Here is a 26024-nt window from a genome sequence, read left to right as displayed (position 1 = left end):
TTTTCGAATCATAATGGCGCGTCCGCTTGAAAAGCTGATCTGGTGCTTTTCAGTCGACCCCCCCCACAAGATGTACGGCAAGCGGTCGGAAACCGACCCTATTAGCGACGGCAGTCCTCTATGGCCCGGCCGACCTCTGCCCAGGCGGGCAGGATCAGGGTTTCGAGCCCCTGCACCTCCACGGCGAAATGGCCGCGGCTGTAGGCAATCTGATCCAGCACTGCGTCGCTGGCGGCGCGGACTGCGAGGGTTGCCGAACCGTGTGGCGTGGCGGGCCAGCTGACCGCGCCATAGCTGGTGCGGAGCGTGACATTTCCCTTCCCTGCCCCGGCGCGCAGAAGACTGATCCGGCCTGCGGCGGGATCGCATCGCAAGGAGAGCAGCGTGCCGGAAGCGGGGCTGGCGAAGGACGCGACGGAGCCCGATCCTTCCGCGCGGTAGCTCCAGTTGCCGGACGTCGCGGGACGATATTGCCATTCGACCGGCCCGGGAGCTGGCAGAGGTGGCCTTGCCGAGGGCGAGGGCGCCGGGCGCGGAGCTGGCGGCGGGGGCGCTTCTGGGGCGCCGACGCAGGCCGGGAGAAGGAGCAGGGACGCGAGGATGGCGGAGGCGGGGAATATGCGCATGCGCCACTCAATGCCCGAGGGGGCAGACTGGGTTCAACTGGAAAAGGATTTTTTGGGCTAGCGGGTTGGGATATGGTGAGGAAGGGAAGACGCCCCTCTTCGCAAGTGGAGGGATAAAGGGACGCGAGCAGAACCGCTTCTTTTTGTCACATCGGCGTTGCGCTGGCCCACCCCCCGGCCCCCTCCCGCTTGCGGGAGGGGGAGCAGGAAGGTGCTATGCCCTAGAACGCAGCCTAACTAAGAACGCAGCCTAAGCACCCCTCGCCAATTGACAGTTTCCCGCCGAATCGCTAGAGGCGGACGCATCCCGGACACGCTGGTGAGCGGCAGTGCATGGCACTGGCCGTCTTTTTTGCGTCTCGGGGGCTATCGAATCGGCTGAAGTCCTTCTAGGGCTTGGCCCGGACGCTTTGAGATGGGGTGGCGCCAACCGCCCCGTGGAGCAGGAGTACAGATTACCATGGCACGTATTGCGGGTGTTAACATCCCGACCAACAAGCGCGTGATCATCGCGCTCACCTACATCCACGGCATCGGCCGCAAGACCGCCGTCGACCTCGCCGACAAGCTGGGCATCGACCACAGCCGCCGCGTTCAGGACCTGTCGGACGCCGAAGTCCTGCAGATCCGCGAAGCCATTGACGCCGACCTCACCGTTGAAGGTGACCTGCGTCGTGAAACCGCGATGAACATCAAGCGCCTGATGGATCTGGCCTGCTATCGCGGCCTGCGTCACCGCAAGGGCCTGCCGGTTCGCGGCCAGCGCACGCACACCAATGCGCGCACCCGCAAGGGCAAGGCTAAGCCGATCGCTGGCAAGAAGAAGTAATCGTTGAGGGTCGGCTCCTTCAGCTCGGCCCTTCGATCACTTCCGCTTTTAACGATTTCAGTAGGATTAGAGCAAAATGGCACGCGAACCCCAGCGCATTAAGCGCCGCGAACGCAAGAACATCTCGGCCGGCGTCGCGCACGTCAACGCCAGCTTCAACAACACGATGGTCACCATCACCGATGCCCAGGGCAATGCGATCAGCTGGTCCTCGGCCGGCATGATGGGCTTCAAGGGCAGCCGCAAGTCGACCCCGTACGCCGCGCAGGTTTGCGCCGAAGACGCTGGCCGCAAGGCTGCGGAACATGGCGTGCGCACCCTGGAAGTCGAAGTAAAGGGTCCGGGTTCGGGCCGTGAATCGGCTCTGCGCGCCCTGCAGGCCGTCGGTTTCCACATCACCTCGATCCGCGACGTGACGCCGATCCCGCACAATGGCGTGCGTCCTTCCAAGCGCCGCCGCGTCTAACCGCTGCGCTTGAGTTTTCCGGGCGGCGGACGCGCCGCCCGCTAACCCATCTACATCGCCGGTCGGTCCTGTCGGGTTCAGGATTTCAAACGTTCCGGCCTATCCCCAGGGGAAATACATGACTGTCAACATGAAGAACTGGCAGGAATTGAAGAAGCCCAACAGCCTTGAGATCAAGGCAGCGGGCGACGGCAAGCGGAAGGCGACTTTCGTTGCCGAACCGCTGGAGCGCGGTTTCGGCCTGACGCTTGGCAACGCGCTGCGCCGGGTTCTTCTGTCCTCGCTCCAGGGCGCGGCGGTCACCTCGATCAAGATCGAGAACGTGCTCCACGAATTCTCGTCGCTGGCCGGCGTGCGTGAAGATGTGACGGACATCGTCCTCAACATCAAGCAGGTTGCGCTCCGCATGGAAGGCGACGGTCCCCGCCGCCTGCAGCTGTCCGCCACCGGCCCGGGCGAAGTGCGCGCCGGTGACATCACCACCGTGGGCGACATCGAAGTGATGAACCCCGACCTGGTGATCTGCCACCTGGACCAAGGTGCGACGCTGAACATGGAACTGACCGCTGACGTCGGCAAGGGCTATGTTCCCGCCGTCGCCAACCGTCCGGCCGATGCGCCGATCGGCCTGATCCCGATCGACGCGCTCTATTCGCCGGTGCGTCAGGTTGCCTACAAGGTCGACAATACCCGCGTTGGCCAGGAACTGGACTATGATAAGCTGTCGCTGACCGTCGAAACCGACGGCACCGTCACGCCGGAAGACGCGGTGGCCTATGCCGCCCGCATCCTGCAAGACCAGTTGCAGCTGTTCGTTCACTTCGAAGACGCGCTGCCCGTGGCCGCTCCGGCTGCTGGCACCGCTGCGGCTGCCGCCGCCGAGGGCGAGAGCGACACCAACCAGATCAACCGCTACCTGCTCAAGAAGGTGGACGAGCTGGAACTGTCGGTTCGCAGCGCCAACTGCCTCAAGAACGACAACATCATCTATATCGGCGATCTGGTCCAGAAGACCGAAGCCGAGATGCTGCGCACCCCCAATTTCGGCCGCAAGTCGCTGAACGAAATCAAGGAAGTGCTGTCGTCCATGGGCCTACGTCTGGGCATGGACATCCCCGGCTGGCCGCCGGAAAATATCGAGGAAATGGCCAAGAAGCTCGAACAAGAGCTGCTGGGCTAAAAGTTCCTCCCCGCACGAAGTGGGGGGAGGGGGACCGGCGAAGCCGGTGGAGGGGCCGTCGCGCAAGCGACGGTTTCACCGTCGCCCCCTCCACCATTCGCTGCGCGAATGGTCCCCCTCCCCATCTCACGATGGGGAGGATTAAAGGTGGAATGGGCGACGACCTCTAACGGTTGCCTGGTCTGGGGTACCTCAAACGGCCCCTTAACAAACGAAGGAAGAAGATATGCGTCACAAGGTTGGTCATCGTAAGCTGCAGCGCAGCGCCGGGCATCGTAACTCGCTGCTCCGCAACCTCGCGGCTTCGCTCATCAAGCATGAGCAGATCCTGACGACCACGCCCAAGGCGAAGGAACTGCGTCCCTACGTCGAAAAGCTGATCACCCTCGCCAAGAAGGGTGGCCTGTCGAACCGTCGTCTGGCGCACGCCCGCCTGCAGGACGACACGCAGCTGATCAAGCTGTTCGAAGTTCTGGCCGAGCGTTACAAGGATCGCAACGGCGGCTACACCCGCGTGATCAAGGCCGGTATCCGCGCTTCGGACGCGGCGCCGATCTCGATCATCGAGCTGGTCGACCGCGACGTCGATGCGAAGGGCAAGGATTCGGGGCCAGTCCAGAACGCCGACGCGGACGAGCTGGAAGCGGCCTGATCAAGGGCTAGGCGCGCCTTCTTAGGGGCGGCCGGATAAATTGAAACAGGCTGCGGCTCGATGGAGCCGCGGCCTGTTTTGTTTTTGCGCTGCCTACCTCCTGCCTCGCCGATGTCCCGGCCACGTTCAGCCGCGCGACAGCCGGTCAAGCCTAGACACGTCCCGCAGCTGACAAGGAGTGATGGGATGACCGGCAAGGCGGGTTGGATGACGGGAGCGATGCTGGGCGTGGCGGCGCTGGTGCCCGGCAGCATGGTCCACGGACAGACGCAACCGGATTATGGCTATCCCGACGCGAACGATCGGCAGGCGCAGGATGATCCTTATGCGGATGACGATGTGACCGGCGGCGAGGAGCGGGGCAGCCAACCCCAGGCGCAGCAGCGGGCTGACGATGATTTTTCCGATGTGACCGGCGGGGTGGATGAGCAGGCCGGTTCCCCTCCGGGCGAGCGGGCTGAAGACGTGCGGGTCGACTGGGAACGCGAGGAGGCGATCACCGAATGCGCGGTCGCGGCGCGTGACGAGGCAGAGCGGGACGGCGGCTTTGCCGAGGTACGGCAGGTGCAGGAGGCGGTGGAGACCCGCGGGGGCTATCAGGTCGAGGGGGACATCGACGCCCGTTCCAGCTGGCGGTCGGAGGACGGCCGGACGCTCCATTTCACCTGCTCGGTGCAGAATGGCCGGATCGCCAATCTCCAGTTTCCCCGGAACCCGGCGGCGCGATAGCCGGGGCGGGAGCGAACCCCTTTTTTTCAGGCGGCGAAACCGCTAGGGGTCGGGCTTCGTCATGGCGTGATTGAACCAAGCCGCGTCAGGAGCGTCCCCAATCTAATGCATGATCCGATCTGACTGGATCGGATCATGCATTATTTGTCTTTTGTTTCCCGCATTTTCCGAGCCAGCAGATGATACCATCTGCTTCGAAAATGCTTTAATGCATGCGCTGAGCAGGTGATGTTATCTGCTTTTGAAGGCTTAACGCCGTCGCAGCGCGAGGAGCCATCATGTCCCCGCCGCCCGTCCCGCCTCGTACAGCCGCCATCGCGTTCATTCTTTTGACGGCGATGCTCGACGTGATGTCGATGGGGATCGTCATTCCGGTCGTGCCGCAGCTGATCGAGGAGCTGACCGGATCGACCACGGGCACGGGCTTGTGGAACGGCCTGCTCGTGGCGCTGTGGGCGGTGATGCAGTTCCTGTGTTCGCCGATCATTGGATCGCTGTCCGATCGCTTCGGGCGGCGGCCGGTGATCCTGATTTCCGTTGCCGGGCTGGCGCTGGACTTCCTGCTGATGGCGTTGGCGCCCAATCTGTGGTGGCTGGCGCTGGGGCGGATATTGGCGGGGGTTACGTCGTCGAGCTTCACGTCGACCTTCGCCTATATGGCCGACATCATGCCGCCGGAGAAGCGCGCGCGGGGCTATGGGCTGATCGGCGCGGCGTTCAGCGGCGGGTTCGTCGCCGGGCCGCTGCTGGGCGGCATGCTGGGGGAGATTTCGGTGCGGGCGCCTTTCTGGGCGGCGGCGGGTTTTTCCGGCCTCGCCTTTTTCTACGGCCTTGTCATCCTGCCTGAGTCGCTGGCGCCGGAAAAGCGGATGGCCTTTTCGTGGAAGCGGGCCAATCCGTTCGGGGCGCTGAAGCTGCTCAGGTCGCATCCGGAGCTGTCGAGCCTCGCCACCGTCAACTTCCTGCTCCATTTCGCGCATCACCTGTTTTCGGCGGTGTTCGTGCTCTATGCGGGCGATCGTTATGGCTGGGGTCCTTGGCAGGTGGGCATATTGTTCGCGCTCGTCGGGGTGTTGGACATGGGCGTGCAGGGCCTGATCGTCGGGCCAATGGCCAAGCAACTGGGCGACCGGCGGACGATGATCATCGGACTTTCCTTTGGCGCGCTGGGGTTGGCGGCCATGGGCCTGGCGTCCACGGAGGCGTTGTTCATCGCGGCCGTGTTCCCCAATGCGCTGTGGGGGCTCGCCATGCCCACGATCCAGTCGCTGATGACGCAACGCGTGTCCGAATCCGAGCAAGGGCAATTGCAGGGCGCGAACAACAGCGTCGGGTCGATTGCCGGGGTTCTCTCGCCGATCTTCTTTGGCGCTGTATATAGCTTGTCGGTCGGCGAGCGGCCGGTGCTGCCCTTCATCGGCAGCCCGTTCCTGATCGCAGCGGCGGTTCTGGCTGGCGCCGCGCTGCTCGGCTGGGCGGCGGGGCGGGCACAGGACGTCCCTTCGCTGGACAAGCGCGGCCAAGCGCACTAACCGCGCCCCATCCCATTTCTCTCGGCTCATAAAGGCGATTCGATGACGCTGCCCCTTCAGGATTCCATCCTTATCGTGGATTTCGGCAGCCAGGTGACGCAGCTGATCGCGCGCCGCGTGCGCGAGGCGGGCGTCTATTCCGAGATTGCGCCGTTCAACAGCGCCGATGCCGCGTTCCAGCGGATGAAGCCCAAGGGCATCATCCTGTCGGGCGGGCCTTCATCGGTGATGTGGGAGGACAGCCCGCGCGCGCCGCAGAGCTTCTTTGACGCGGGCATTCCGATCCTGGGCATCTGCTACGGCCAGCAGACGATGATGCAGCAGATGGGCGGCAATGTCGAAGGCGGGGAAAGCGGCGAGTTCGGCCGCGCCTTCATCGAAATCAAGAAGCGTTGTGCGCTGTTCGATGGCCTGTGGGCCGAGGGCGAGCGGCATCAGGTGTGGATGAGCCATGGCGACAAGGTGACGCAACTCGCGCCCGGTTTTGAAGTGGTGGCAGTGAGCGAAGGCGCGCCCTTCGCCATGACGGCGAACGAGGAAAAGCGTTTCTATGCGACGCAATTCCATCCCGAGGTGGTGCACACGCCCGATGGCGGCAAGCTGATCGCCAATTTCGCGCGCCATGTGTGCGGCCTGAAGGGCGATTGGACGATGGCGGAATTCCGCGCGACCAAGATCGCCGAGATTCGCGAGCAGGTCGGCGACGGCAAGGTGATCTGCGGCCTGTCGGGCGGGGTCGATAGCGCGGTGGCTGCGGTGCTGATCCATGAGGCGATCGGCGACCAGCTGACCTGCGTGTTCGTCGATCATGGCCTGATGCGCAGCGGCGAGGCCGAGCAGGTCGTATCGCTGTTCCGGGGCAGCTATAATATCCCGCTGGTTCATGTGAATGCGGAGACGCTGTTCATGAAGGGCCTGGAGGGCGTCACCGACCCCGAAGCCAAGCGCAAGTTCATCGGCAAGACCTTCATCGACGTGTTCGAGGATGAGGCGAAGAAGATTGGCGGCGCGGCTTTCCTGGCGCAGGGGACGCTCTATCCCGACGTGATCGAGAGCGTGAGCTTCACCGGCGGGCCTTCGGTGACGATCAAGAGCCACCATAATGTCGGCGGCCTGCCCGATCGCATGAACATGAAGCTGGTCGAGCCGCTGCGCGAACTGTTCAAGGACGAGGTGCGTGCGCTGGGTCGTGAATTGGGGCTGCCGGAGATTTTCGTCGGCCGCCACCCCTTCCCCGGTCCCGGCCTTGCGATCCGCATTCCCGGCGAGGTGAACAAGGAGCGTTGCGACATATTGCGCAAGGCGGACGCGGTATATCTGGAAGAAATTCGCAACGCTGGGCTGTACGATGCGATCTGGCAGGCATTTGCCGTGCTGCTGCCGGTGCGGACGGTCGGCGTGATGGGCGACCATCGCACCTATGACAGCGTCTGCGCTCTGCGGGCGGTGACATCGACGGACGGCATGACGGCGGACATTTATCCGTTCGATGCGGCTTTCCTGAGCCGGGTCGCGACGCGGATCATCAATGAGGTCAAGGGTATCAACCGGGTGTGTTATGACTTCACATCCAAGCCTCCCGGCACGATCGAATGGGAATAAACCGGATTGAATGACCGTTCGGGGGACGGTCATCCGGTTTATTCGGTACCGCAAGGTGCCCCAGCGTCAAGCGCTGACAGAAGGAAAGGGCTTCGACAGGCTCAGCCCGAACGGGGTGAGGTTGTTGTGCTTCCACTTCTTGGGCGCGCTATACTCGGGCGGTTGCACGCTTTAGGCTGTCTCCATGATCAGCGCGCCTCTTGGCCATCCCGTCTATCGGGACATGCCCGCCACCATTTTTGAAAAGATGTCCGCGCGCGCGCGTGAGACAGGGGCGATCAATCTGGGCCAGGGGTTTCCGGATGCGCAGGGTCCAGAGGACATATTGCGCGCCGCCGCCGACGCGCTGATGACCCGGTCGAACCAATATCCACCAAGCGGTGGCCTGCCTGAATTGCGGGCCGCCGTCGCTGCGCATTATGAACGGCATCAGGCGCTGGAGCTGGAGACCGAAGACGTCATCGTCACCTCCGGCGCGACCGAGGCGATCGCCGCCAGCCTCCTTGCGCTGGTGCAGCCAGGTGACGAAGTGCTGCTGCTCGCCCCGCTTTATGACGCTTATCTGCCGCTGGTCGAGCGCGCGGGCGGCGTGCCGCGAGTGATACGGCTGACCCCGCCCGATTGGCGCGTCACGCGAGAAGCGCTGGAGGCGGCGGCGGGACCGCGCACGCGCCTGTTGATCCTCAACAATCCGCTCAATCCCAGCGGGAGCGTGATGGACGAGGCGGCGCTTTCCATGCTGGCGGCCTTTTGCGTGGAGCATGACCTGATCGCCATTTGCGACGAGGTGTGGGAGCATGTGACATTCGATGGCCGGGTCCATCAACCATTGATGCGGTTTCCCGGCATGCGCGAACGAACTGTGAAGATCGGATCGGCGGGCAAGATCTTTTCGGTGACCGGCTGGAAGATCGGCTGGATGTGCGCGGCGCCGCCGGTGGCGAGGCTGTTGGGGCGAGCGCACCAGTTCCTGACCTTCACCAGTCCGCCCAATCTGCAATGGGCCGTGGCGGAGGGGCTGGCCAAGCCGGATGCCTGGTTTGCGGACATGCGGGCGGGCTATCAGGCGTCGCGCGATCGGCTGGTCGAGGGGTTGCGGCTGGCGGGCTATGACGTGCAGGCGAGTGCGGGCACCTGGTTCGTGACGGTCGATCTGGTCGCTTCCGGGATCGCGCTCGACGATGTCGGCTTTTGCGAGCGGATCATCGAGGAAGCGGGCGTGGCGGCGATTCCGATATCGGCATTTTATCCCGATGCGGCGGTTACGCATCTGGTGCGGCTTTGCTTTTCCAAAAGCGATGCGGTGATCGATGAGGCGGTCGCGCGGCTTGGCTGTTTTCGCCTTATGCTCGGGTGAGGCGCAACTAGCGCTTGCGGCACCGCGTGGCGGTCGCTAGGTTCACCTTTCGTTCCACCGGGGGATCATTAATGGACAGCCTTGCCATCATCCTCAGTCTGGCCGCCCTGATCGCGGGGCTGGCGCTGGGCTGGCTGTTGCGTGGGAAGGCAGTGGCGCCGCTAGTGACGGAAAAGGCCGAGCTTGTTGCGAAGCTGGCGCAGGCGGAAGCGCAGCGTAATGGCGCCTTGCAGGAACTGGTTGTGGCGCAGGAGCGGGCGGCGCAGGCGGGCGTGCTGGCGCAGCGGCTGGAGGATGAGCGGGCGGCGCGGGGCCTTGCCGAGCGGGAACTGGCGGCGCTGCAATCCGACGCGCAGGCACGGGCCGAGGCTTTCGAGGCGCAGATCGTGGCGTTGAAGGACGCGAAGGAGCAGTTGTCGGCGCAGTTCAGCGAGATTGGCGGCAAGTTGCTGCATCAGGCGCAGAGCCATTTCCTGGAGCGCGCGGACCAACGGCTGGCGCAGGCGCATGAGAAGAGCGAGGCGCAGCTCAAGCAATTGCTGCACCCGGTCAATGAGACGATCCAGCGCTACGACCAGAAGATCAGCCAAATCGAACAGCAGCGCACCGAGGCTTACGGCATATTGCGCGGCGAGATCGAATCGATGAAGTCCGGACAGGAAGCCGTGCGCGCGGAAGCGCAGCGGCTGGTCGATTCGCTGCGCCATGCGCCCAAGGCGCGCGGCCGTTGGGGCGAGCAGCAGTTGCGCAACGTTCTGGAGACGTGCGGGCTGTCCGAACATGTCGATTTCCGCACCGAGGTGAGCGTCGAGGGCGAGGATGGGCGGTTGCGGCCTGACGCGATCGTGCGCATTCCGGGTGGCCGCGCGCTGGTGATCGACGCCAAGGTGTCGCTCAACGCCTATCAGGATGCCTATGGCGCGGAGGGCGAGGAGGAGCGCAAGCGGCTGCTCTCCGCCCATGCCGCCGCGATGCGCGCGCATGTCGAGACGCTGGGGCGCAAAAGCTATGCCGACCAGTTCGACGAAGCGCCGGACTATGTCATCATGTTCGTGCCCGGCGAGCATTTCCTATCAGCCGCGCTGGAGCATGATCCGCAACTGTGGGATCATGCCTTTGGCAAGCGGGTGCTGCTGGCGACGCCCACCAACCTCATCGCCATCGCCCGCACGGTCGCGGCGGTGTGGCGGCAGGAGAAGATGGCCGACGAAGCCAAGCGGATCGGCGCGCTGGGCAAGGAATTGTACGAGCGCTTGGCGGCTGCGGCGGGGTCGCTCAAGAAGCTGGGCAATCGCCTGACCGGGGCAGTGAGCGATTATAACAGCTTCGTCGGTAGCTTCGAGGGCCGGGTCTTGGTGACCGGGCGCAAGCTGCGCGACCTCAATATCGAGACGGGTGGCCGCGAACTGGAGGCGCTTGAGCCGGTCGAGGCGCTGGTGCGCGAGCCTGCCTCACCCGAGGCGGTGCGGGCATTGCCCGAGGCCGTAGCCGACGCGGCGGAGTGAGGTTTGTCGGGCGGGGCCTGTTGGTTCCGGTTATCGTGAGCAAGAAACGCCCGTCGGCTGACAAGGGGTGGGCAAACTGGCTGAGGGCGATTAGCCAGCTTTGCTGACGCTCGGCGCCACCCCTACTAATAGCGTTTGCCCTGAGCCTGTCGAGCCGAAGGCCGACGAAGCCAACGGTTCTGCTTCTTTTTAGAAGGAGTAGGGCTTCGACATTCGAACGAGGCAAGTGACTCGTTAGGACAGCCCGAACGGGATTGGGTGTTAGATTAAGGCACGATGTTCTAACTTGCTCGCCAGAAATCCAGGCTGCAGCGATGCCCATTGTCAGAGCCAGGAGGTCGGCCATCTTGCCGCCCGGAATTGCCATGTTGGTCAAGGCTCTTTCGGGACAGAATGCCTCTGACCCGTATCCAAATGCGTCGCGCTTCTGCCCCCTTTGAACCGGGGGTGCCACTGGCCTGACCCAAGTCCCTATGGCAATAATATCGGCAACATCGTGGACGATAATGGACAGCAAATAACGCCCGTTTCACCGCCCAATGCCGCGAACGGGATGAGCTTATCTGCATGCCCCGAAGGAGCAGCAAGTGATGATCAACCAGTCTGACGCCACCGCCCGTGGCGCCATTACATCCCAGGCGTCGCTGCGCGATTATCTGGCGATCGCGCGCTTCGACCATATGACGAAGCATGTCTTCATCATTCCGGGCATTGTGCTGGCCTATGCTGTCCACCATGGCGCGGCGCATCTGTCGATCGATCGCCTGCTATTGGGGTTTGCGAGCGCCATCCTGATCGCGTCGGCCAATTATGTGATCAACGAATGGCTGGATCGGGACTTTGACGCCTTTCATCCGGTCAAGTCGCAGCGCACGGCGGTTCATCAGGCGCTTTCGCCGACGCTGGTCTATGCCGAATATCTCGCCTTGCTGCTGCTCGGGCTGCTGCTGGGCTATCAGTTGGGGCAGCTGTTCTTCGTCGCTTCGGTGGCGTTCGGGCTGTCGGGCATCACCTATAATGTCGAGCCGATCCGGACGAAGGACAAGGTCTATCTGGATGTCATCAGCGAGTCGGTGAACAATCCGATCCGCCTGTTGCTCGGCTGGGCCATGGTGGACCCGACCGCCCTGCCCCCGGCCAGCCTTTTCATCGCCTATTGGGCAGGGGGGGCATTCCTGATGGGCGCCAAGCGGCTGAGCGAATATCGCGATGTCGTCGCGGATCAGGGCGTCGAGATGCTGCACCGCTATCGCAAGTCGTTCCGCAGCTATACGAGCGAGAACCTCACCGTATCCTGCTTTCTCTATGCCATGCTGTCGGCCTTTTTCATTGCGGTGTTCCTGATCAAATATCGTCTTGAATATATCATCGCCTTTCCCTTCATCGCGGGCCTGTTCGCCATCTATATGTGGCTGGCGTTGCGGCAGGGATCGGTGGCGCAGCGGCCGGAACGGCTGTTCCGTTCGCGCCGCCTGCTGGCCGCGACGGGCCTCGCCGTGCTGGCGGTGGTGGTCGCCACCTTTGTCGACCTGCCGTGGCTGAGTTCGCTTTCGCAGCCCTATCTCATCAAGGTCGGCTGATCGGGTCCGGCATGGCGGCGCAGTCCATCCCGATCGATTGGAGCGCGATCGACCTCGTCATCTTCGACATGGATGGCACGCTCTATGATCAAAGGCGGCTGCGCGCGCGGATGCTGGCCGCTCTGCTGCGAGACGCCGTCGCCCGGCGAAGTCTGGACACGCTGCTGACGCTGCGTTCCTTTCGCCGTTGTCGCGAGGCGCTGGCCGAAGGGTCGCAGGATTTCCTGGCCGATCAGTATAGCATTCCGGCGGCCGAGCGCGGATGCACCGCCGAAGAGGTGCGCGGGCTGGTCGCCCAATGGATGGAAGAGCGGCCGCTGTCCATGCTTGCTGCCTGCCGCCGTCCGGGTATCCAGCAGCTGTTCCAGGCGATAGCCCGGGAGGGCAAGCGGATCGCGATCTTTTCGGATTATCCGGCGGTTGCGAAGCTTGCGGCGCTGGACCTGACCGCCGACTATATCGTGGCGGCCACTGATCCCGACGTCGGCCGCCCCAAACCCGATCCGACAGGTCTTGAGAAGCTGTTGCGCCTGTCGGGTGTCGCAGCCGATCGCGCGGTGCTGATCGGCGATCGGGTAGAGCGGGATTGGGCGGTGGCAACGCGGTTGAACATGCGCGCACTGATCCTGTCGCGGGGCGCATCAGGCGAGGTCGAGCGGTTCCGTTCGTTCGGCGACGCGCTGTTTCAGCCGCTGCTCATGAAAATGGCGTGATGATGGTCCCCTCGCGGGGATTGGGAATCAGAGACGGGACGCCTGTTCAAGGGTCCCGGAAAGCTGTTCCGGCCTGTCCGTCGGGGAGACGGAGAGGCCGATCAGCACTACGCCGAAGACAATGGACGCAACGCCGACAATCTTGGTTGTCGATATCGGCTCGCCAAGGATGAAATAGCTCGACGCCACCGTGATGACGAGGCCCAGCCCGATGAAGGGGTAGGCGGTGGAGAGGTCGACACGCGCCAGAACCAGCAGCCATATGAGCGCGCTTAGCACAAAGCAGCTGAGCCCGAGGATGACCAGACGCGAGGTCGCGATCACCATCGCCGTGCGGAACAGCGATTGGTCCGGCTGGGCCAGAGCGCTCTGCACCGCCGCGCTCGACATGCCGAGCTTCAGGATCAACTGCGCTGCCGCAGACAGGAAGACGCTTGCCAGAACCAGTCCGAGGAGCATTGCCTTTGCCATAAATCGCCTTTCCTTTTCGTCGCCGCTGATGCCTTACGAATGTTCGGGAAATGCCGCGATCGGGGCGGAGGATTTTGCCGCACCACGCGCCGGACGGTTCGGGGTATCTGATGCCGCGCCCAGTCGCGACCGGGCCATGCTTTCCACAGCGCCCAGCAGGAACAACGGCATCGAGAACATCACTATCCGGCCAACATTATATTGGACGTCCAGCGCCAGCGCGAACAGGAACAAGGCGATGACGCCGCCGATATCGCAAAGATAGACCATGGGGTCACGGCTCGGCCGAATCGCGGTCCACCACAGGATGATCACGACGATCGGGGGCCAAAGATTCTGATAGGCGCCCTTCAGCCCAAAAAGATGGCGGGTCGAACGGACCATCCCCGAAACATAGGTGCCGGGGTCCCGTTGATTGTCGAGGCCCGGCATGGCGAGGGTGAGGACGGTCGCCGCATAGGCTGCCAGCGCGACGGCGGCGACGCATGCCATGACGAAATAGACCTTGCGATGCTCCACCACGAACAGCATCCGGAGACCCGTAGCGAAGAGGGCAATCAGGGCCACCTTTTCATTGACGATGGTCCCCAGGATGACGGCGGCGGCGAAGATGGCGATTCTGCGCTCGATCATCGCGATGGCCGCGATTACGAGCGGCAGCGTCGCTATGCCGTCGGCGGAGCCCATGCCGAGATAGCGTGTCAGCAAGAGGAAGATGAGGGTGGCGCAAAAGGCCCAGCCCACCGAAACATTGCGCCAGAAGGCGAGATAGAGGCCGACGAGGCAGGCGGATACCGCCGCATAGGCCGCATTGGCCGCGCACATCGCCTGCAAGGCCCTTACATATTCCGGCTGCATCACGACGGGCGCGTGGTGAATGCCCTGACCCGAAAACAGGATGACCGGCAGCTGGTAGAAGGGTGCAGCCAGGATTACCGAACCGATGCGGTATACGTGCGGGCTGGGTGGGATTTTCCCGCCCGGCTCGCCCAGCACCCACAGAAGATAGCGCGAATAGTCATCATAGGACATCGTGCCATAATAGACGGTCCTGTAGACCTCGAAGAACATCGGCAGGACAAGCGCCACGAGCATGGTGGCCATGAATATCGGCGCGAGGTAGGTTCCGCCGCGCGGTTCCTTAGAGTGCATTTCCAAGGCCATCCCCCACCATCCCTCAGTTCAGCGCCGCCGTGGAGATCATCGGCCGGGACAGGTTGATCGTGATGGTGCGCAGGACACAGCGGACGGTCACGAAACTTTCCCATGGCTTTGATCCATCCCGATTTTCTACAGGAGCCCCACTGGGTCCACACTTGCGATTTCGGAGAAGGGCCACTCCTTGGGGGGATCGCTTTTACTCCCCGGATAGGTCCGGAATAGTTGTTTCGATTTGCGGCACTTTGGTGATCATCGGGGCATGAAATCGGCTCGAGAAACAGGCATGGCCGGGGAAATGGTGCCCACTGGGCACATGAGGCAGCATCCCTTGTCCGCGGGCGGTGAGCCGTTGGCGCGTACCTGGGGCCTGCCGAAGGCGGTTGCGCTCTTGCTGGCGATCTCGCCCGTTGCTGCCGAGGCCAGGACGCTGGAGGCCTTTCCCGGAGCGGTGGGCTATGGCCGGTTCACCCAAGGCGGGCGAGGTGGCGCGATCATAGCGGTGACGAGCCTGGCCGATAGCGGGCCGGGAACATTGCGCGCCTGCATCGATGCGCGCGGGCCGCGCACATGCGTTTTCCGGGTCGGCGGGATCATCCGCTGGACGACCGAGCGGCCGGTGATCCGCAATCCCTATATTACCATTGCGGGACAGACGGCGCCCGGCGGCGGCATCCTGATCACCCATGCGGGCGGCCGATATGGCCTGACCCCCCTTGTCGCCAAGAACACGCATGATGTCATCATTCGCCACCTAAGGGTTCGGCTGGACAACCGGGGGGACACGCGCGCTTCCGACAGCGGGATCATCTTCGAAAAAAGCAGCAACGTCATCATCGACCATGTCAGCGTGTCATGGTCGGAGGATGAAACCGTCGGCGGTCAGGGGCAGAACGACAATATAACGATATCCAATTCCATCCTTGCTGAAGGTCTGCGCAAGCATGACAAATGTGCGCTTTTGAGCAGCGATGCCAAATCCAGCCAGAAATTGACGTTCATCGGAAATATCTGCGCCCATAACGGCGACAGGAATCCCGACGTCAACTTCTTCCCCGGCTCCTGCGTCGATGTGGTCAACAACCTGATCTACAATGCGCGATCCGATTTTGTCGAAGTTTGGGAACAGCATGGCGGAAGTCCCGTCAATATCGTGGGAAACTATTTCAAGGCGGGACCCAATATGGTGCCCGGACGATACATTATCGCTCGCCAGTCGGTGAATTCGACCGGCCGCGCCCGGATTTACGAGGCGGGCAACTATATTGACGGCAGGATCGTCCGGGAGCCGCCGCCCTATGTGCGCGAGGCGATGGTGCAGACGCCGTCATGTCCCATCGGCGCCCCGGTCATCGACGCCAGGCAGGCCTATCATCGCGCGCTGACGACGGCCGGGGCCTTTCCCCGCGATACTGTGGACACACGGATCGTGAAGGAGGTGAGACAGGGCACTGGCAAGATCCGCTATGAGCCCGGCATCCTCCCCGAGATAGCCGATGGAACGCCTTATGCGGATTCCGACGGAGACGGCATGTCCGACCAATGGGAAAAGGCGAACGGCACCGACGCGACCAGAAACGACGCCTGGGAAGATGCGAACCGCGACGGGTGGAGCAATCTCGACGAGTTTCTGGATTATGCGCATCGTCAGGTGCTGGCAGGCTCCAGCCTCGCGGAAACGCAGGAATATCAGGACAAGCCCCGGACTGTTACGGCATGGGTGGTCGCCCTGACCGTCGCCGCGCTCGCTGGGCTGGGGGGCCTTTTGAGAGCGGCGATGATGTGAAGCCCTCCCCTGCCCTTCGCTCCATTGCATCCACCACCAATCTCTCCTAAAGGCAGGCCGTCATCTGGGGAGTAGCCAGCCGTTCGCTTGGTCGGACGGGCCGTATGTCAACATATTTGGCCGAGAGGCCGTGGCATGCGGGATATGGGAAGCCAAGGCGAGCGCCTTGAGCGGGCCGTATCGGGCGAGACCAATGGCATCGGTTCTTCCCTGTCCGGCCGGGCGGGAAGAGGCGGTGGCATTGCGTCTTCAACCCTTCGCCCGGCCCCGGATATATTGTCGATGGACGCTCTCTTCACCTCCACCGCCCTGGTCGCGCTCGCCGAGATGGGCGACAAGACGCAGTTGCTGGCCATGCTGCTCGCCACCCGCTTCAGGAAGCCGGTGCCGATCATCATAGGCATATTATTCGCCACGCTGGCCAATCATTTCCTGGCGGCGCTGGTCGGTCATTCGATCGCGGGCGTGCTGACCCAGCCTTGGTTCCGCTATGCGGTGGCGGCGAGCTTCATCGCTATGGCTGCGTGGACGCTGATCCCCGACACGTTCGATGACGATGAGCCGCTGAAGGCGCCGTCGAAGGCGGGAGTGTTCGTGACGACGTTGATCGCCTTCTTCCTGGTGGAGATGGGCGACAAGACGCAGGTGGCGACGGTGGCGCTGGGCGCGCAGTTCGACAATGTGCTGGCGGTGACGGCGGGCACGACGCTGGGCATGATGATCGCCAATGTGCCCGCCGTGCTGTTTGGCGAGGCGCTGGCCAAGAAAGTGCCGATGCGCGCGTTGCAGATCGGCGCGGCGCTGCTGTTCCTCGCCCTTGGGTTGTGGATGATCGCGGACTTGCAGGGCTGGATCGGTTAAAAAAGGAACAGGGACCGCCGCCCGGCTGTTGTCAGCAGGCGGCGGCTGTTGCAAGGGGAGCTAAGTCATTTTCCCCAAGCAGGACAGGCATGGAACGCGTGATGAAGGACAATCTGGTTACGGTGTTCGGCGGCGGCGGCTTCCTTGGCCGACAGGTCGCCCAGGCCCTGATGGAACGCGGCGCGCGGGTGCGCATAGCCCAGCGCGACCTGGCGGGGGCCTTTCGCATCCAGCCTCTGGGAGCACTCGGGCAGAAGCAACTCGTCGCGGCCGATATCCGGAATGCGCAGAGCGTCACTCGCGCGATTGCGGGCAGCGATATCGTCATCAATCTGGTGGGCGTGCTGAGCGGCGACCTGGAAGGATCGCATCATGACGGCGCGGCCAATGTCGCGAAGGCTGCGGCGGAGGCCGGAGTCAAGGCACTGGTCCATGTGTCGGCCATCGGCGCGGATGCGGAAAGCCCGTCGGCCTATGGACGGTCCAAGGCTGCGGGTGAGGCGGCGGTTCGGGCAGCTTTCCCTGCTGCGACCATCATTCGTCCGTCCATCATCTTCGGGCCGGAAGATCAGTTTCTCAACCGCTTCGCCGACCTGATCAGCCGCCTGCCGGTGGTTCCGGTGATCGGCGCCGATACCAAGTTCCAGCCCGTCTATGTCGCCGACGTCGCGCAGGCGATCGTCAATGCGGCGGCGGATCCCGGGCTTCATGGCGGCAAGACATTCGAACTGGGCGGGCCGCGACAGCTCAGCATGATGGAGCTGAACAGCTGGATCGCCAAGGCCATTGGCCGCAATCGCAGCCTGATCGCGGTGCCCGCGCCGATCGCATCGACCATCGCGAGCTTCGGCTGGCTGCCGGGCGCGCCGATCACGCGGGATCAATATGCGATGTTGCAGAAGGACAATATCGTGTCGGCGGGCGTACCGGGGCTTGCTGAGCTGGGCGTTGCACCGACGCCGATGGAGGCGATCGCCGACACATGGCTGGTCCGCTACCGCCGCCACGGGCGCTTTGCCGGGCGCGTCAAAGCCTGACCTGAGCGCGCGAGCCATCGCCGCCTGTCCAACTGTCGATGGAATGACGGGATGGCGCGGCGATGAGCATCGCCGTGCATTGCGCGCGCGCCACGCATCTGCACAATAAGCGCGATCTTTCCTCCGCCGAATTCCGTGCGGATTTCCCCTTCCAGTTCAAGGACCAGAGCCGCCCATGGACCTCCATTATCTGACGGTCATCCTGCTTGGTATCGTCGAGGGGCTGACCGAATTCCTGCCGGTGTCCTCCACCGGGCACCTGATATTGGCGAGCGAACTGCTGGGTTATGACGCGGCGACCTGGGCCATGTTCAACGTCGTCATCCAGCTGGGCGCGATCCTGGCGGTGGTCGTGCTCTACTGGCGGACATTCTGGGCGGTGGCGACGGGGCTGCTGCGCAAGGAACCCATGAGCTGGCGCTTTGTGCGCAACCTGCTGGTCGCATTCCTGCCGTCCGTCGTCATCGGCCTCGCCATGCATGATTATATCGAGGTGCTGCTGGGCGCGCCGCAGGTCGTTGCCTGGGCGCTGATCATCGGCGGCATTGCCATATTGGCGATCGAACGGATGGCGAAGGATAACCGCTTTCACGGCATTGCCGATATCCCCTTGGCGCGGGTGATCGGCATCGGGCTCATCCAGTGTATCTCCATGATCCCGGGGGTCAGCCGATCGGGCGCGACGATCATGGGTGCGCTGGCGCTGGGCGTGGAGCGGCGGACGGCGGCGGAATTCAGCTTCTTTCTGGCGGTCCCGACCATGTTGGGCGCTTCGACGCTGGAGCTGCTGAAAAAGGGTAGCGACGTCACCTCCGCCACGGTCGGCTGGGGCAGCATCGCTCTGGGTTTTGTCGTGTCATTCATCGTCGCGCTGTTGGTTATTCGGTGGTTCGTCGGCCTGGTTTCTCGGCAGGGTTTTGTCCCCTTTGCCTGGTATCGGATCCTCGCCGGGACGGGCGCGCTCATATGGCTGTGGTTAAGGTAGGTCCGAGTCGGTCCTTGATTTAGCCTTATCGATCGCCTGTTCGATCAAGCGTGTTGGAAATAGTCTCATTTTAGGTCAGTTAATATGACCTTTATGCTCGAATCCGCGTGACTTTGGCGGTTTTTCTGCTATGTGAGCCCTGAACAGATTTTAGGGACTCACCATGGCTGACAATCCGATGCTGAAATTTGTGGGAACGGGCCAAGCCTATCCCGAGAAGCGTTCGGCCGATGATCGGGCCGACGATTTCCTGGAAATCAGCAGCAGTTTCCTTCTGGAGCGCGCGGAAGAGCAGGCGGCGCGCTGCTCGCAATGTGGCGTGCCTTATTGCGCGACGCACTGCCCGTTGCACAATCATATCCCGGACTGGCTGCGCCTGACGGCCGAGGGACGGCTGCGCGAAGCCTATGAGCTGAGCAACCTTACCAGCACGATGCCGGAGATTTGCGGCCGTATCTGCCCGCAGGACCGCCTGTGCGAAGGCAATTGCGTCATCGAATTTTCGGGCCATGGCGCGGTGACGATCGGATCAGTCGAAAAGTTCATCACCGACACTGCATGGAAGGAAGGCTGGGTCGAGCCGCTGGCGCCCGGCAAGCCGCTCGGCCAGTCGGTGGGCGTCATCGGCGCAGGTCCGGCGGGCCTGACCACCGCCGAATATCTGCGCGTCGCGGGCTATGAAGTGCATGTCTATGACCGGCACGACCGCGCGGGCGGGCTGCTGACCTATGGCATCCCCGGCTTCAAGCTGGAAAAGGATGTGGTCATGCGCCGGGTCCAGCGGCTGAAGGATGGCGGCATCGTCTTCCATGAAGGGTTTGAGGTCGGCCGCGATGCGTCGATGGAAGAATTGCGCAGCCGCCATGACGCCATCCTGATCGCGACCGGCGTCTATAAGCCGCGCGACATCAAGGCGCCGGGCGTGGGCGCGCCGGGCGTGGTCAAGGCGCTCGACTTCCTGATCGCCTCCAACAGGGCCGGGTTCGGTGACGCAGTGCCGGAACATGAGGACGGCTCGCTGCATGCCAATGGCAAGAAGGTCGTCGTCATCGGCGGTGGCGACACGGCGATGGACTGCGTCCGCACCGCTGTGCGTCAGGGTGCGACTTCGGTGAAGTGCCTCTATCGCCGCGACCGGGAGAATATGCCGGGATCGCAGCGCGAGGTGCAGAATGCCGAGGAGGAAGGTGTCGAGTTCGTGTGGCTGTCCGCGCCGATCGCGTTCGAGGGCACGGAACATGTGACTGGCGTCAAGGTGACGAAGATGCGCCTTGGCCAGCCTGACGCTTCGGGCCGTCGCGGGCCGGAGGCCGATCCGGGCACCGAGCACACGCTGGAAGCCGATCTGGTCATCAAGGCTTTGGGCTATGACTCCGAAGAGCTGCCCAAGCTGTTCGGCGCGGAGGATCTGTCGGTCACCCGCTGGGGCACGCTGCGCGTCGATCACAAGACGATGATGACGTCGATGGACGGCGTGTTCGCCGCTGGCGACATTGTGCGCGGCGCTTCGCTGGTGGTGTGGGCGATCCGCGATGGCCGCGATGTGACGGAGCATATGCACCGATATCTGAAGGCGAAGGCCAAGGCTGCGACGGGCGAGAGGCAGGCGGCGTGATGCGGGCTTTCCGTTCATCCTTGATCGGGCTGGCATTGCTGGCCGCGCCAGCGGTTCATGCGCAGGGCACACCCGACGCCGCGCGCGTATCGGCTGCGCGGCCGGTCGTGGACAAGATTTTTCCTGTCGGCACTTATCGCCGGATGATGGACGGCACCTTGTCTAAGATGATGGATAGCATGATGGACGGCGTCATGAAAATGCCGATCGCGCAGTTCGCCCGTATTGGCGGTGTGCCGGAAGATAAGCTGGCCGGGCTGGACGAAACGTCGATGGAGCAGATCAGCGCCATCCTTGATCCGAATTTCCGGGAGCGCACCAAGCGCGGCATGGATGCGATGATGGCATCGATGGTCGACATGATGGATAGCTTCGAGCCCAAGGTGCGCGATGCGCTGACCCGCGCCTATGCGCGCAAGTTCGACGGTAAACAGCTGGGCGAGCTGGAGAGATTCTTCAAGACGCCGACCGGCGACCTTTATGCCCGCGAGTCCATGATGATGTTCATGAACCCGGAGATCATGGGCGAGATGCAGGCTTTGATGCCTGAAATGATGAAGAAGATGCCCGAAATGGCGGCGAAGGCGGAGGCGGCGACCAAGAGCCTGCCGCCGCCGCGCAAGATCGCCGACCTGTCGCAGGAGGAGCGCGGCAAGCTGGCGAAGCTGTTGGGTGTCAAGGCGAGCGACCTGAAGGACGGCGGCGCCATGAGTGACGAAGGAACGAAGTGATGACCGACCAGACCCCATATATGGCGAGCCCCGAAGAGCGCGCGCGCCTTGCCGCCGAGGGCATGTATCACCCGGAGATGGAGGGCGATGCCTGCGGCGTCGGCCTTGTCGCCGCGACGGACGGCCGGGCGAGCCGCCGCGTCGTTGCTTCGGCGATCGACGCGCTGAAGGCGGTTTGGCACCGTGGCGCGGTCGATGCGGATGGCAAGACCGGCGACGGCGCGGGCATCCATGTCGATCTGCCAGTGCGCTTCTTTGACGATGCGATCGCGGATTCGGGGCACAAGCCGCTGCCCAACCGGTTGGCCGTGGGCATGATCTTCCTGCCGCGCACGGATTTGAGCGCGCAGGAGACTTGCCGCACGATCGTTGAGAGCGAGATCATTGAGGCGGGCTATACCATCTATGGCTGGCGTCAGGTGCCGGTCGACGTCTCCGTCATCGGCGAGAAGGCGCAGCGCACCCGCCCCGAGATCGAGCAGATCATGATCGCCGGACCGATGCCGGAGGAGCGCGATCAGGTCGAGTTTGAAAAGGACCTCTACCTCATCCGCCGCCGGATCGAGAAGAAGGTGATCGCGGCGCAGATACAGGATTTCTACATTTGTAGCCTGTCGTGCCGGTCGATCATCTATAAGGGCCTGTTCCTCGCGGAATCGCTGTCGGTCTTTTACCCGGACCTGCGCGACGAGCGGTTCGAGAGCCGGGTCGCGATATTCCACCAGCGTTATTCGACCAACACCTTCCCGCAATGGTGGCTGGCCCAGCCGTTCCGCACGCTCGCGCATAATGGTGAGATCAACACCATTCGCGGCAACAAAAATTGGATGAAGAGCCACGAAATCAAGATGGCTTCGCTGGCCTTTGGCGATCATTCGGAGGACATCAAGCCGGTGATCCCGGCTGGTGCGTCGGACACCGCCGCGCTCGATGCCGTGTTCGAGGCGATCTGCCGTTCGGGCCGCGATGCGCCGACGGCGAAGCTGATGCTGGTGCCCGAGGCGTGGCAGGCGGCTGCGGGGGAAACGCCGCAGGCGCATGTCGATATGTATGAATATCTCGCCTCCGTCATGGAGCCGTGGGATGGTCCGGCGGCGCTGGCGATGACGGATGGGCGCTGGGTCGTCGCGGGTGTGGATCGCAACGCGCTGCGTCCGCTGCGCTATACGCTGACCGGCGACAATCTGCTGATCGTGGGTTCGGAAACCGGCATGGTCGTCGTGCCCGAAACCACCATCGTCAAGAAGGGCCGCATGGGCCCCGGCCAGATGATCGCCGTCGATCTGCAGGAAGGCGCAATCTACGACGACCGCGCGATCAAGGACCAGATTGCGGGCGAGCGGCCCTATGCCGAGTTGATCAAGGACTTCATGAAGGTTGGTGATCTGCCACAGACCACCAGCGCCCTGTCCGCGTGGGACAAGGCGGAGCTGACGCGCCGTCAGGTCGCGGCCAACCTGACGCTGGAGGACATGGAGCTGATCCTCGCCCCGATGGTCGAGGATGCGAAGGAAGCCGTAGGCTCGATGGGCGATGACACCCCGCTGGCCGTCATTTCCGACAAGCCGCGCACGGTGAGCCATTTCTTCCGCCAGAATTTCAGCCAGGTCACCAACCCGCCGATCGATTCCCTGCGCGAACGGCATGTGATGAGCCTGCGCACGCGCTTTTCCAACCTACACAATATCCTGGAGCAGGATACGCAGAACAGCCATGTGCTGGTGCTGGAATCGCCCGTTCTGGTCTCGTCCGAATGGGCGCGGCTAAAGGCGCATTTTGGCCCGGCTGTGGCAGAAATCGACTGCACCTTCCCGGCGGAAGGCGGGCAGGAGCAGCTGCGCTCCGCGATTGCCCGCATCCGGGAGGAAGCGGAGCAGGCGGTTCGGGAAGGCCGCACCGAAATCTTCCTGACCGACGAGCATGTTGACGCGGAGAAGGTCGCTATTGCGGGCGTGCTCGCGGCGGCGGCGGTGCATACGCATCTGGTGCGCAAGGGGCTGCGCAGCTACGCGTCGATTAACGTGCGGTGCGCCGAAGCGCTCGACACCCATTATTTTGCGGTGCTGATCGGTGTCGGTGCGACCACGGTGAACGCTTATCTCGCCGAGGCCAGCATTGCCGATCGCCATGCTCGCGGCCTGTTCGGCGACCTGGCGCTGGAAGAATGCTTCGAACGGTTCCGCACCGCGATCAACGAAGGCCTGCTGAAGATCATGTCCAAGATGGGCATCGCGGTCATCAGCAGCTATCGCGGCGGCTATAATTTCGAAGCGGTCGGCCTGTCGCGCGCGCTGGTCAACGACCTGTTCCCCGGCATGCCCGCAAAGATTTCGGGCGAAGGCTATGCGTCGCTGCATCATAATGCCGTGCTGCGGCATGAAGCGGCCTATGACAGCGCGGTCGTGCGCCTGCCGGTCGGCGGCTTCTATCGTCAGCGTAACGGTGGGGAGAGCCATGCCTATTCGGCGCAGCTGATGCATCTGTTGCAGACGGCGGTGGGTACCGACAGCTATTCGACCTATCTGCAATTTTCGCGCGGGGTGCGGGATTTGCCGCCGGTCTATCTGCGCGATCTGCTGGAGTTCAACTTCGCGCGGGAAGCGGTGCCGATCGACGAGGTCGAAGCCACGACCGAAATCCGCAAGCGCTTCGTGACGCCGGGCATGTCGCTGGGTGCGCTCTCCCCCGAGGCGCACGAGACGCTGGCGATCGCGATGAACCGCATTGGTGCGAAGGCGGTATCGGGCGAAGGCGGCGAGGATGCGACCCGCTTCAAGCCTTATGAGAATGGCGACAATGCGAACAGCGTGATCAAGCAGATCGCGTCTGGCCGCTTTGGCGTTCATGCCGAATATCTGGGTTCGGCCGAGGAGATCGAGATCAAGGTCGCTCAGGGTGCCAAGCCCGGCGAAGGCGGCCAGTTGCCCGGTTTCAAGGTGACCGAGTTCATCGCAAAGCTGCGCCATTCGACGCCCGGCGTGACGCTGATCTCGCCGCCGCCGCACCATGACATCTACTCGATCGAGGATCTGGCGCAGCTCATCTACGACTGCAAACAGATCAACCCGCGCGCGCGCGTCTGCGTGAAGCTCGTCAGCCAGGCGGGCATCGGCACCGTCGCGGCTGGCGTGGCGAAGGCGCATGCCGACGTCATCCTGGTCGCAGGCCATGTCGGCGGCACCGGCGCGTCGCCTCAGACGTCGATCAAATATGCCGGCACGCCATGGGAAATGGGCCTGTCCGAAGCCAATCAGGTGCTGACGCTCAATGGCCTGCGCCATCGGGTGAAGCTGCGTACCGATGGCGGGCTCAAGACCGGCCGCGACATCGTGATCGCGGCGATACTGGGCGCGGAAGAGTTCGGCATCGGTACGCTGAGCCTCGTCGCGATGGGCTGCATCATGGTGCGCCAGTGCCACAGCAACACCTGCCCCGTGGGCGTGTGCGTGCAGGATGAGAAGCTGCGCCAGAAGTTCACCGGAACGCCGGAGAAGGTCATCAACCTCATGACCTTCATCGCCGAGGAAGTGCGCGAAATCCTGGCGCGGTTGGGCTATCGCAGCCTGGATGAGGTGATCGGGCGCACGGAACTGCTGAAGCAGGTTAATCGTGGTGCCGAGCATCTGGACGACCTCGATTTGAACCCCATCCTTGCCAAGGTGGACGCGCCTGATGACCAGCGGCGTTTCAGCCTGACGGCTTGGCGCAATGAGGTGCCGGACAGCCTGGACGCGCAGATGATGCGCGATGCCAAGGCCGTGTTCGAGCGCGGCGAGAAGATGCAGCTGACCTATACGGTGCGCAACACGCATCGCGCGGTTGGCACCCGGCTGTCGGCGGCGGTGACCGAGCGGTTCGGCATGTCTGCCCTGGCGGACGGGCATCTGACGGTGCGCCTGCGCGGGTCGGCTGGTCAGTCGCTGGGGGCGTTCCTATGCAAGGGCATCACGCTGGAAGTCTTTGGCGATGCTAACGACTATGTGGGCAAGGGCCTGTCGGGCGGCACTATCGTCGTGCGCACGACCGTTTCCTCGCCGCTGACGAGCAAGGACAATACCATCATCGGCAACACCGTCCTGTACGGCGCGACGGCGGGCAAGCTGTTCGCGGCGGGACAGGCGGGTGAACGCTTCGCCGTCCGCAACTCGGGCGCGCAGGTGGTGGTGGAGGGTTGCGGCGCCAATGGCTGCGAATATATGACTGGCGGCACGGCGGTGATCCTGGGGCGCACGGGCGCGAACTTCGGCGCTGGGATGACCGGCGGCATGGCCTTCATCCTGGACGAGGATGGCAGCTTCGAACGGCGCGCCAACCCGGAAAATATCGTGTGGCAGCGGCTGGAAAGCGCCCATTGGGAAGCGCAGCTCAAAGCGCTGATCGCGGAGCATGCGGTGACGACGGACAGCAAATGGTCGAACACGATCCTGGATGATTGGGACCGTTGGCGGCGTCACTTCTGGCAGGTGTGTCCCAAGGAGATGGTGCATCGGTTGACCCATCCGTTGAGCGATGCAAGCGCCGAGGTGGTGGCTGCGGAATAGGATGAGGGGGGAAGGCTGAGGGCTTTCCTCCCCCTTTTTCTTGGGACAGTCCGTGCCTGGGGCTGCTG

General features: G+C 63.3%; 22 protein-coding genes and 1 riboswitch. Of the genes, 19 read left to right on the top strand and 3 right to left on the bottom strand.

The window, feature by feature from the left end:
* Window positions 1–101 precede the first annotated feature (101 nt).
* Entirely contained in the window at window positions 102–626 is a 525-nt protein-coding gene (locus ACZ5U1_RS12410; RefSeq protein ID WP_464778672.1) for a hypothetical protein, read from the bottom strand.
* A 460-nt stretch (window positions 627–1086) separates the two neighbouring features.
* Here ACZ5U1_RS12410 and rpsM point away from each other — a divergent pair, with 460 nt between their 5' ends.
* From rpsM to ACZ5U1_RS12355, 11 genes are all read left to right on the top strand, one after another.
* Window positions 1087–1455, top strand: a complete 369-nt coding sequence (gene rpsM / locus ACZ5U1_RS12405; RefSeq protein WP_007707977.1) for a 30S ribosomal protein S13 — start codon at window positions 1087–1089, stop codon at window positions 1453–1455.
* A 76-nt stretch (window positions 1456–1531) separates the two neighbouring features.
* Window positions 1532–1921 (top strand): 30S ribosomal protein S11, encoded by a 390-nt coding sequence (gene rpsK, locus ACZ5U1_RS12400; RefSeq protein WP_004208752.1) that lies wholly within the window; start codon window positions 1532–1534, stop codon window positions 1919–1921.
* Window positions 1922–2039: 118 nt separating this feature from the next.
* Entirely contained in the window at window positions 2040–3101 is a 1062-nt protein-coding gene (locus ACZ5U1_RS12395; protein WP_196225075.1) for a DNA-directed RNA polymerase subunit alpha, read from the top strand.
* Window positions 3102–3327: 226 nt separating this feature from the next.
* Entirely contained in the window at window positions 3328–3753 is a 426-nt protein-coding gene (gene rplQ, locus ACZ5U1_RS12390; RefSeq protein ID WP_449470786.1) for a 50S ribosomal protein L17, read from the top strand.
* Between the two features lie 186 nt (window positions 3754–3939).
* A complete protein-coding gene (locus ACZ5U1_RS12385) occupies window positions 3940–4482 on the top strand; it encodes a hypothetical protein (protein WP_464778671.1) in 543 nt (180 codons plus the stop codon).
* Between the two features lie 278 nt (window positions 4483–4760).
* Window positions 4761–6014, top strand: coding sequence for a TCR/Tet family MFS transporter (locus tag ACZ5U1_RS12380; protein WP_464778670.1), 1254 nt, complete (start codon window positions 4761–4763; stop codon window positions 6012–6014).
* Between the two features lie 42 nt (window positions 6015–6056).
* Window positions 6057–7616: a glutamine-hydrolyzing GMP synthase gene (gene guaA, locus ACZ5U1_RS12375; RefSeq protein ID WP_464778669.1), complete on the top strand. Its 1560-nt coding sequence runs from the start codon at window positions 6057–6059 to the stop codon at window positions 7614–7616.
* A gap of 184 nt (window positions 7617–7800) precedes the next feature.
* Window positions 7801–8973, top strand: a complete 1173-nt coding sequence (locus tag ACZ5U1_RS12370) for an aminotransferase (protein ID WP_464778668.1) — start codon at window positions 7801–7803, stop codon at window positions 8971–8973.
* A gap of 71 nt (window positions 8974–9044) precedes the next feature.
* The gene (locus tag ACZ5U1_RS12365; protein ID WP_464778667.1) at window positions 9045–10478 is read left to right on the top strand and encodes a DNA recombination protein RmuC; all 1434 of its coding nucleotides are present in this window, start codon (window positions 9045–9047) and stop codon (window positions 10476–10478) included.
* A gap of 590 nt (window positions 10479–11068) precedes the next feature.
* Window positions 11069–12058: a UbiA family prenyltransferase gene (locus ACZ5U1_RS12360; protein WP_464778666.1), complete on the top strand. Its 990-nt coding sequence runs from the start codon at window positions 11069–11071 to the stop codon at window positions 12056–12058.
* Between the two features lie 11 nt (window positions 12059–12069).
* Window positions 12070–12771 carry an HAD family hydrolase gene (locus ACZ5U1_RS12355; protein WP_464778665.1) on the top strand — a complete coding sequence of 234 codons (702 nt, stop codon included), beginning with the start codon at window positions 12070–12072 and terminating at the stop codon, window positions 12769–12771.
* A 27-nt stretch (window positions 12772–12798) separates the two neighbouring features.
* Here the strand turns inward: ACZ5U1_RS12355 and ACZ5U1_RS12350 are convergent, their stop codons facing one another.
* A complete protein-coding gene (locus tag ACZ5U1_RS12350) occupies window positions 12799–13242 on the bottom strand; it encodes an EamA family transporter (RefSeq protein ID WP_464778664.1) in 444 nt (147 codons plus the stop codon).
* 33 nt (window positions 13243–13275) lie between these two features.
* The gene (locus ACZ5U1_RS12345; RefSeq protein ID WP_464778663.1) at window positions 13276–14394 is read right to left on the bottom strand and encodes a hypothetical protein; all 1119 of its coding nucleotides are present in this window, start codon (window positions 14392–14394) and stop codon (window positions 13276–13278) included.
* Between the two features lie 358 nt (window positions 14395–14752).
* Here ACZ5U1_RS12345 and ACZ5U1_RS12340 point away from each other — a divergent pair, with 358 nt between their 5' ends.
* From ACZ5U1_RS12340 to gltB, 8 genes are all read left to right on the top strand, one after another.
* A complete protein-coding gene (locus ACZ5U1_RS12340; RefSeq protein ID WP_464778662.1) occupies window positions 14753–16186 on the top strand; it encodes a pectate lyase family protein in 1434 nt (477 codons plus the stop codon).
* Between the two features lie 53 nt (window positions 16187–16239).
* Window positions 16240–16368: riboswitch (yybP-ykoY riboswitch) on the top strand.
* Window positions 16369–16468: 100 nt separating this feature from the next.
* Window positions 16469–17047, top strand: a complete 579-nt coding sequence (locus ACZ5U1_RS12335; RefSeq protein ID WP_464780044.1) for a TMEM165/GDT1 family protein — start codon at window positions 16469–16471, stop codon at window positions 17045–17047.
* An 89-nt stretch (window positions 17048–17136) separates the two neighbouring features.
* Window positions 17137–18084, top strand: a complete 948-nt coding sequence (locus ACZ5U1_RS12330; protein WP_464778661.1) for a complex I NDUFA9 subunit family protein — start codon at window positions 17137–17139, stop codon at window positions 18082–18084.
* 62 nt (window positions 18085–18146) lie between these two features.
* Window positions 18147–18278: a hypothetical protein gene (locus ACZ5U1_RS12325; protein ID WP_464778660.1), complete on the top strand. Its 132-nt coding sequence runs from the start codon at window positions 18147–18149 to the stop codon at window positions 18276–18278.
* Window positions 18260–19069, top strand: a complete 810-nt coding sequence (locus tag ACZ5U1_RS12320; RefSeq protein ID WP_464778659.1) for an undecaprenyl-diphosphate phosphatase — start codon at window positions 18260–18262, stop codon at window positions 19067–19069. Before ACZ5U1_RS12325 ends, ACZ5U1_RS12320 begins: the two co-directional genes overlap by 19 nt.
* A 163-nt stretch (window positions 19070–19232) precedes the next feature.
* Complete coding sequence (locus tag ACZ5U1_RS12315; RefSeq protein WP_464778658.1) at window positions 19233–20684, top strand: NAD(P)-dependent oxidoreductase; 1452 nt, start codon at window positions 19233–19235, stop codon at window positions 20682–20684.
* Entirely contained in the window at window positions 20684–21415 is a 732-nt protein-coding gene (locus tag ACZ5U1_RS12310; protein ID WP_464778657.1) for a DUF2059 domain-containing protein, read from the top strand. The genes ACZ5U1_RS12315 and ACZ5U1_RS12310 overlap by 1 nt, the downstream gene beginning before the upstream one ends.
* A complete protein-coding gene (gene gltB, locus ACZ5U1_RS12305; RefSeq protein WP_464778656.1) occupies window positions 21415–25956 on the top strand; it encodes a glutamate synthase large subunit in 4542 nt (1513 codons plus the stop codon). Before ACZ5U1_RS12310 ends, gltB begins: the two co-directional genes overlap by 1 nt.
* Window positions 25957–26024 lie beyond the last annotated feature (68 nt).

The organism is Sphingobium sp. TomTYG72, assembly GCF_055394715.1.
This window is presented reverse-complemented; position numbering and strand designations above follow the sequence as displayed.

Excerpts from the sequence above, each read along its gene's own strand:
- ACZ5U1_RS12355 (WP_464778665.1), top strand. The coding sequence starts at position 12,070 with ATGGCGGCGCAGTCCATCCCGATCGATTGGAGCGCGATCGACCTCGTC.
- rplQ (WP_449470786.1), top strand. The coding sequence starts at position 3,328 with ATGCGTCACAAGGTTGGTCATCGTAAGCTGCAGCGCAGCGCCGGGCAT.
- rpsK (WP_004208752.1), top strand. The coding sequence starts at position 1,532 with ATGGCACGCGAACCCCAGCGCATTAAGCGCCGCGAACGCAAGAACATC.
- ACZ5U1_RS12385 (WP_464778671.1), top strand. The coding sequence starts at position 3,940 with ATGACCGGCAAGGCGGGTTGGATGACGGGAGCGATGCTGGGCGTGGCG.
- ACZ5U1_RS12315 (WP_464778658.1), top strand. The coding sequence starts at position 19,233 with ATGGCTGACAATCCGATGCTGAAATTTGTGGGAACGGGCCAAGCCTAT.
- guaA (WP_464778669.1), top strand. The coding sequence starts at position 6,057 with ATGACGCTGCCCCTTCAGGATTCCATCCTTATCGTGGATTTCGGCAGC.
- ACZ5U1_RS12410 (WP_464778672.1), bottom strand. The coding sequence starts at position 626 with ATGCGCATATTCCCCGCCTCCGCCATCCTCGCGTCCCTGCTCCTTCTC.
- rpsM (WP_007707977.1), top strand. The coding sequence starts at position 1,087 with ATGGCACGTATTGCGGGTGTTAACATCCCGACCAACAAGCGCGTGATC.
- ACZ5U1_RS12395 (WP_196225075.1), top strand. The coding sequence starts at position 2,040 with ATGACTGTCAACATGAAGAACTGGCAGGAATTGAAGAAGCCCAACAGC.
- ACZ5U1_RS12335 (WP_464780044.1), top strand. The coding sequence starts at position 16,469 with ATGGACGCTCTCTTCACCTCCACCGCCCTGGTCGCGCTCGCCGAGATG.
- ACZ5U1_RS12345 (WP_464778663.1), bottom strand. The coding sequence starts at position 14,394 with ATGCACTCTAAGGAACCGCGCGGCGGAACCTACCTCGCGCCGATATTC.
- ACZ5U1_RS12330 (WP_464778661.1), top strand. The coding sequence starts at position 17,137 with ATGGAACGCGTGATGAAGGACAATCTGGTTACGGTGTTCGGCGGCGGC.
- ACZ5U1_RS12325 (WP_464778660.1), top strand. The coding sequence starts at position 18,147 with ATGAGCATCGCCGTGCATTGCGCGCGCGCCACGCATCTGCACAATAAG.
- gltB (WP_464778656.1), top strand. The coding sequence starts at position 21,415 with ATGACCGACCAGACCCCATATATGGCGAGCCCCGAAGAGCGCGCGCGC.
- ACZ5U1_RS12380 (WP_464778670.1), top strand. The coding sequence starts at position 4,761 with ATGTCCCCGCCGCCCGTCCCGCCTCGTACAGCCGCCATCGCGTTCATT.
- ACZ5U1_RS12365 (WP_464778667.1), top strand. The coding sequence starts at position 9,045 with ATGGACAGCCTTGCCATCATCCTCAGTCTGGCCGCCCTGATCGCGGGG.
- ACZ5U1_RS12320 (WP_464778659.1), top strand. The coding sequence starts at position 18,260 with ATGGACCTCCATTATCTGACGGTCATCCTGCTTGGTATCGTCGAGGGG.
- ACZ5U1_RS12360 (WP_464778666.1), top strand. The coding sequence starts at position 11,069 with ATGATCAACCAGTCTGACGCCACCGCCCGTGGCGCCATTACATCCCAG.
- ACZ5U1_RS12310 (WP_464778657.1), top strand. The coding sequence starts at position 20,684 with ATGCGGGCTTTCCGTTCATCCTTGATCGGGCTGGCATTGCTGGCCGCG.
- ACZ5U1_RS12350 (WP_464778664.1), bottom strand. The coding sequence starts at position 13,242 with ATGGCAAAGGCAATGCTCCTCGGACTGGTTCTGGCAAGCGTCTTCCTG.
- ACZ5U1_RS12370 (WP_464778668.1), top strand. The coding sequence starts at position 7,801 with ATGATCAGCGCGCCTCTTGGCCATCCCGTCTATCGGGACATGCCCGCC.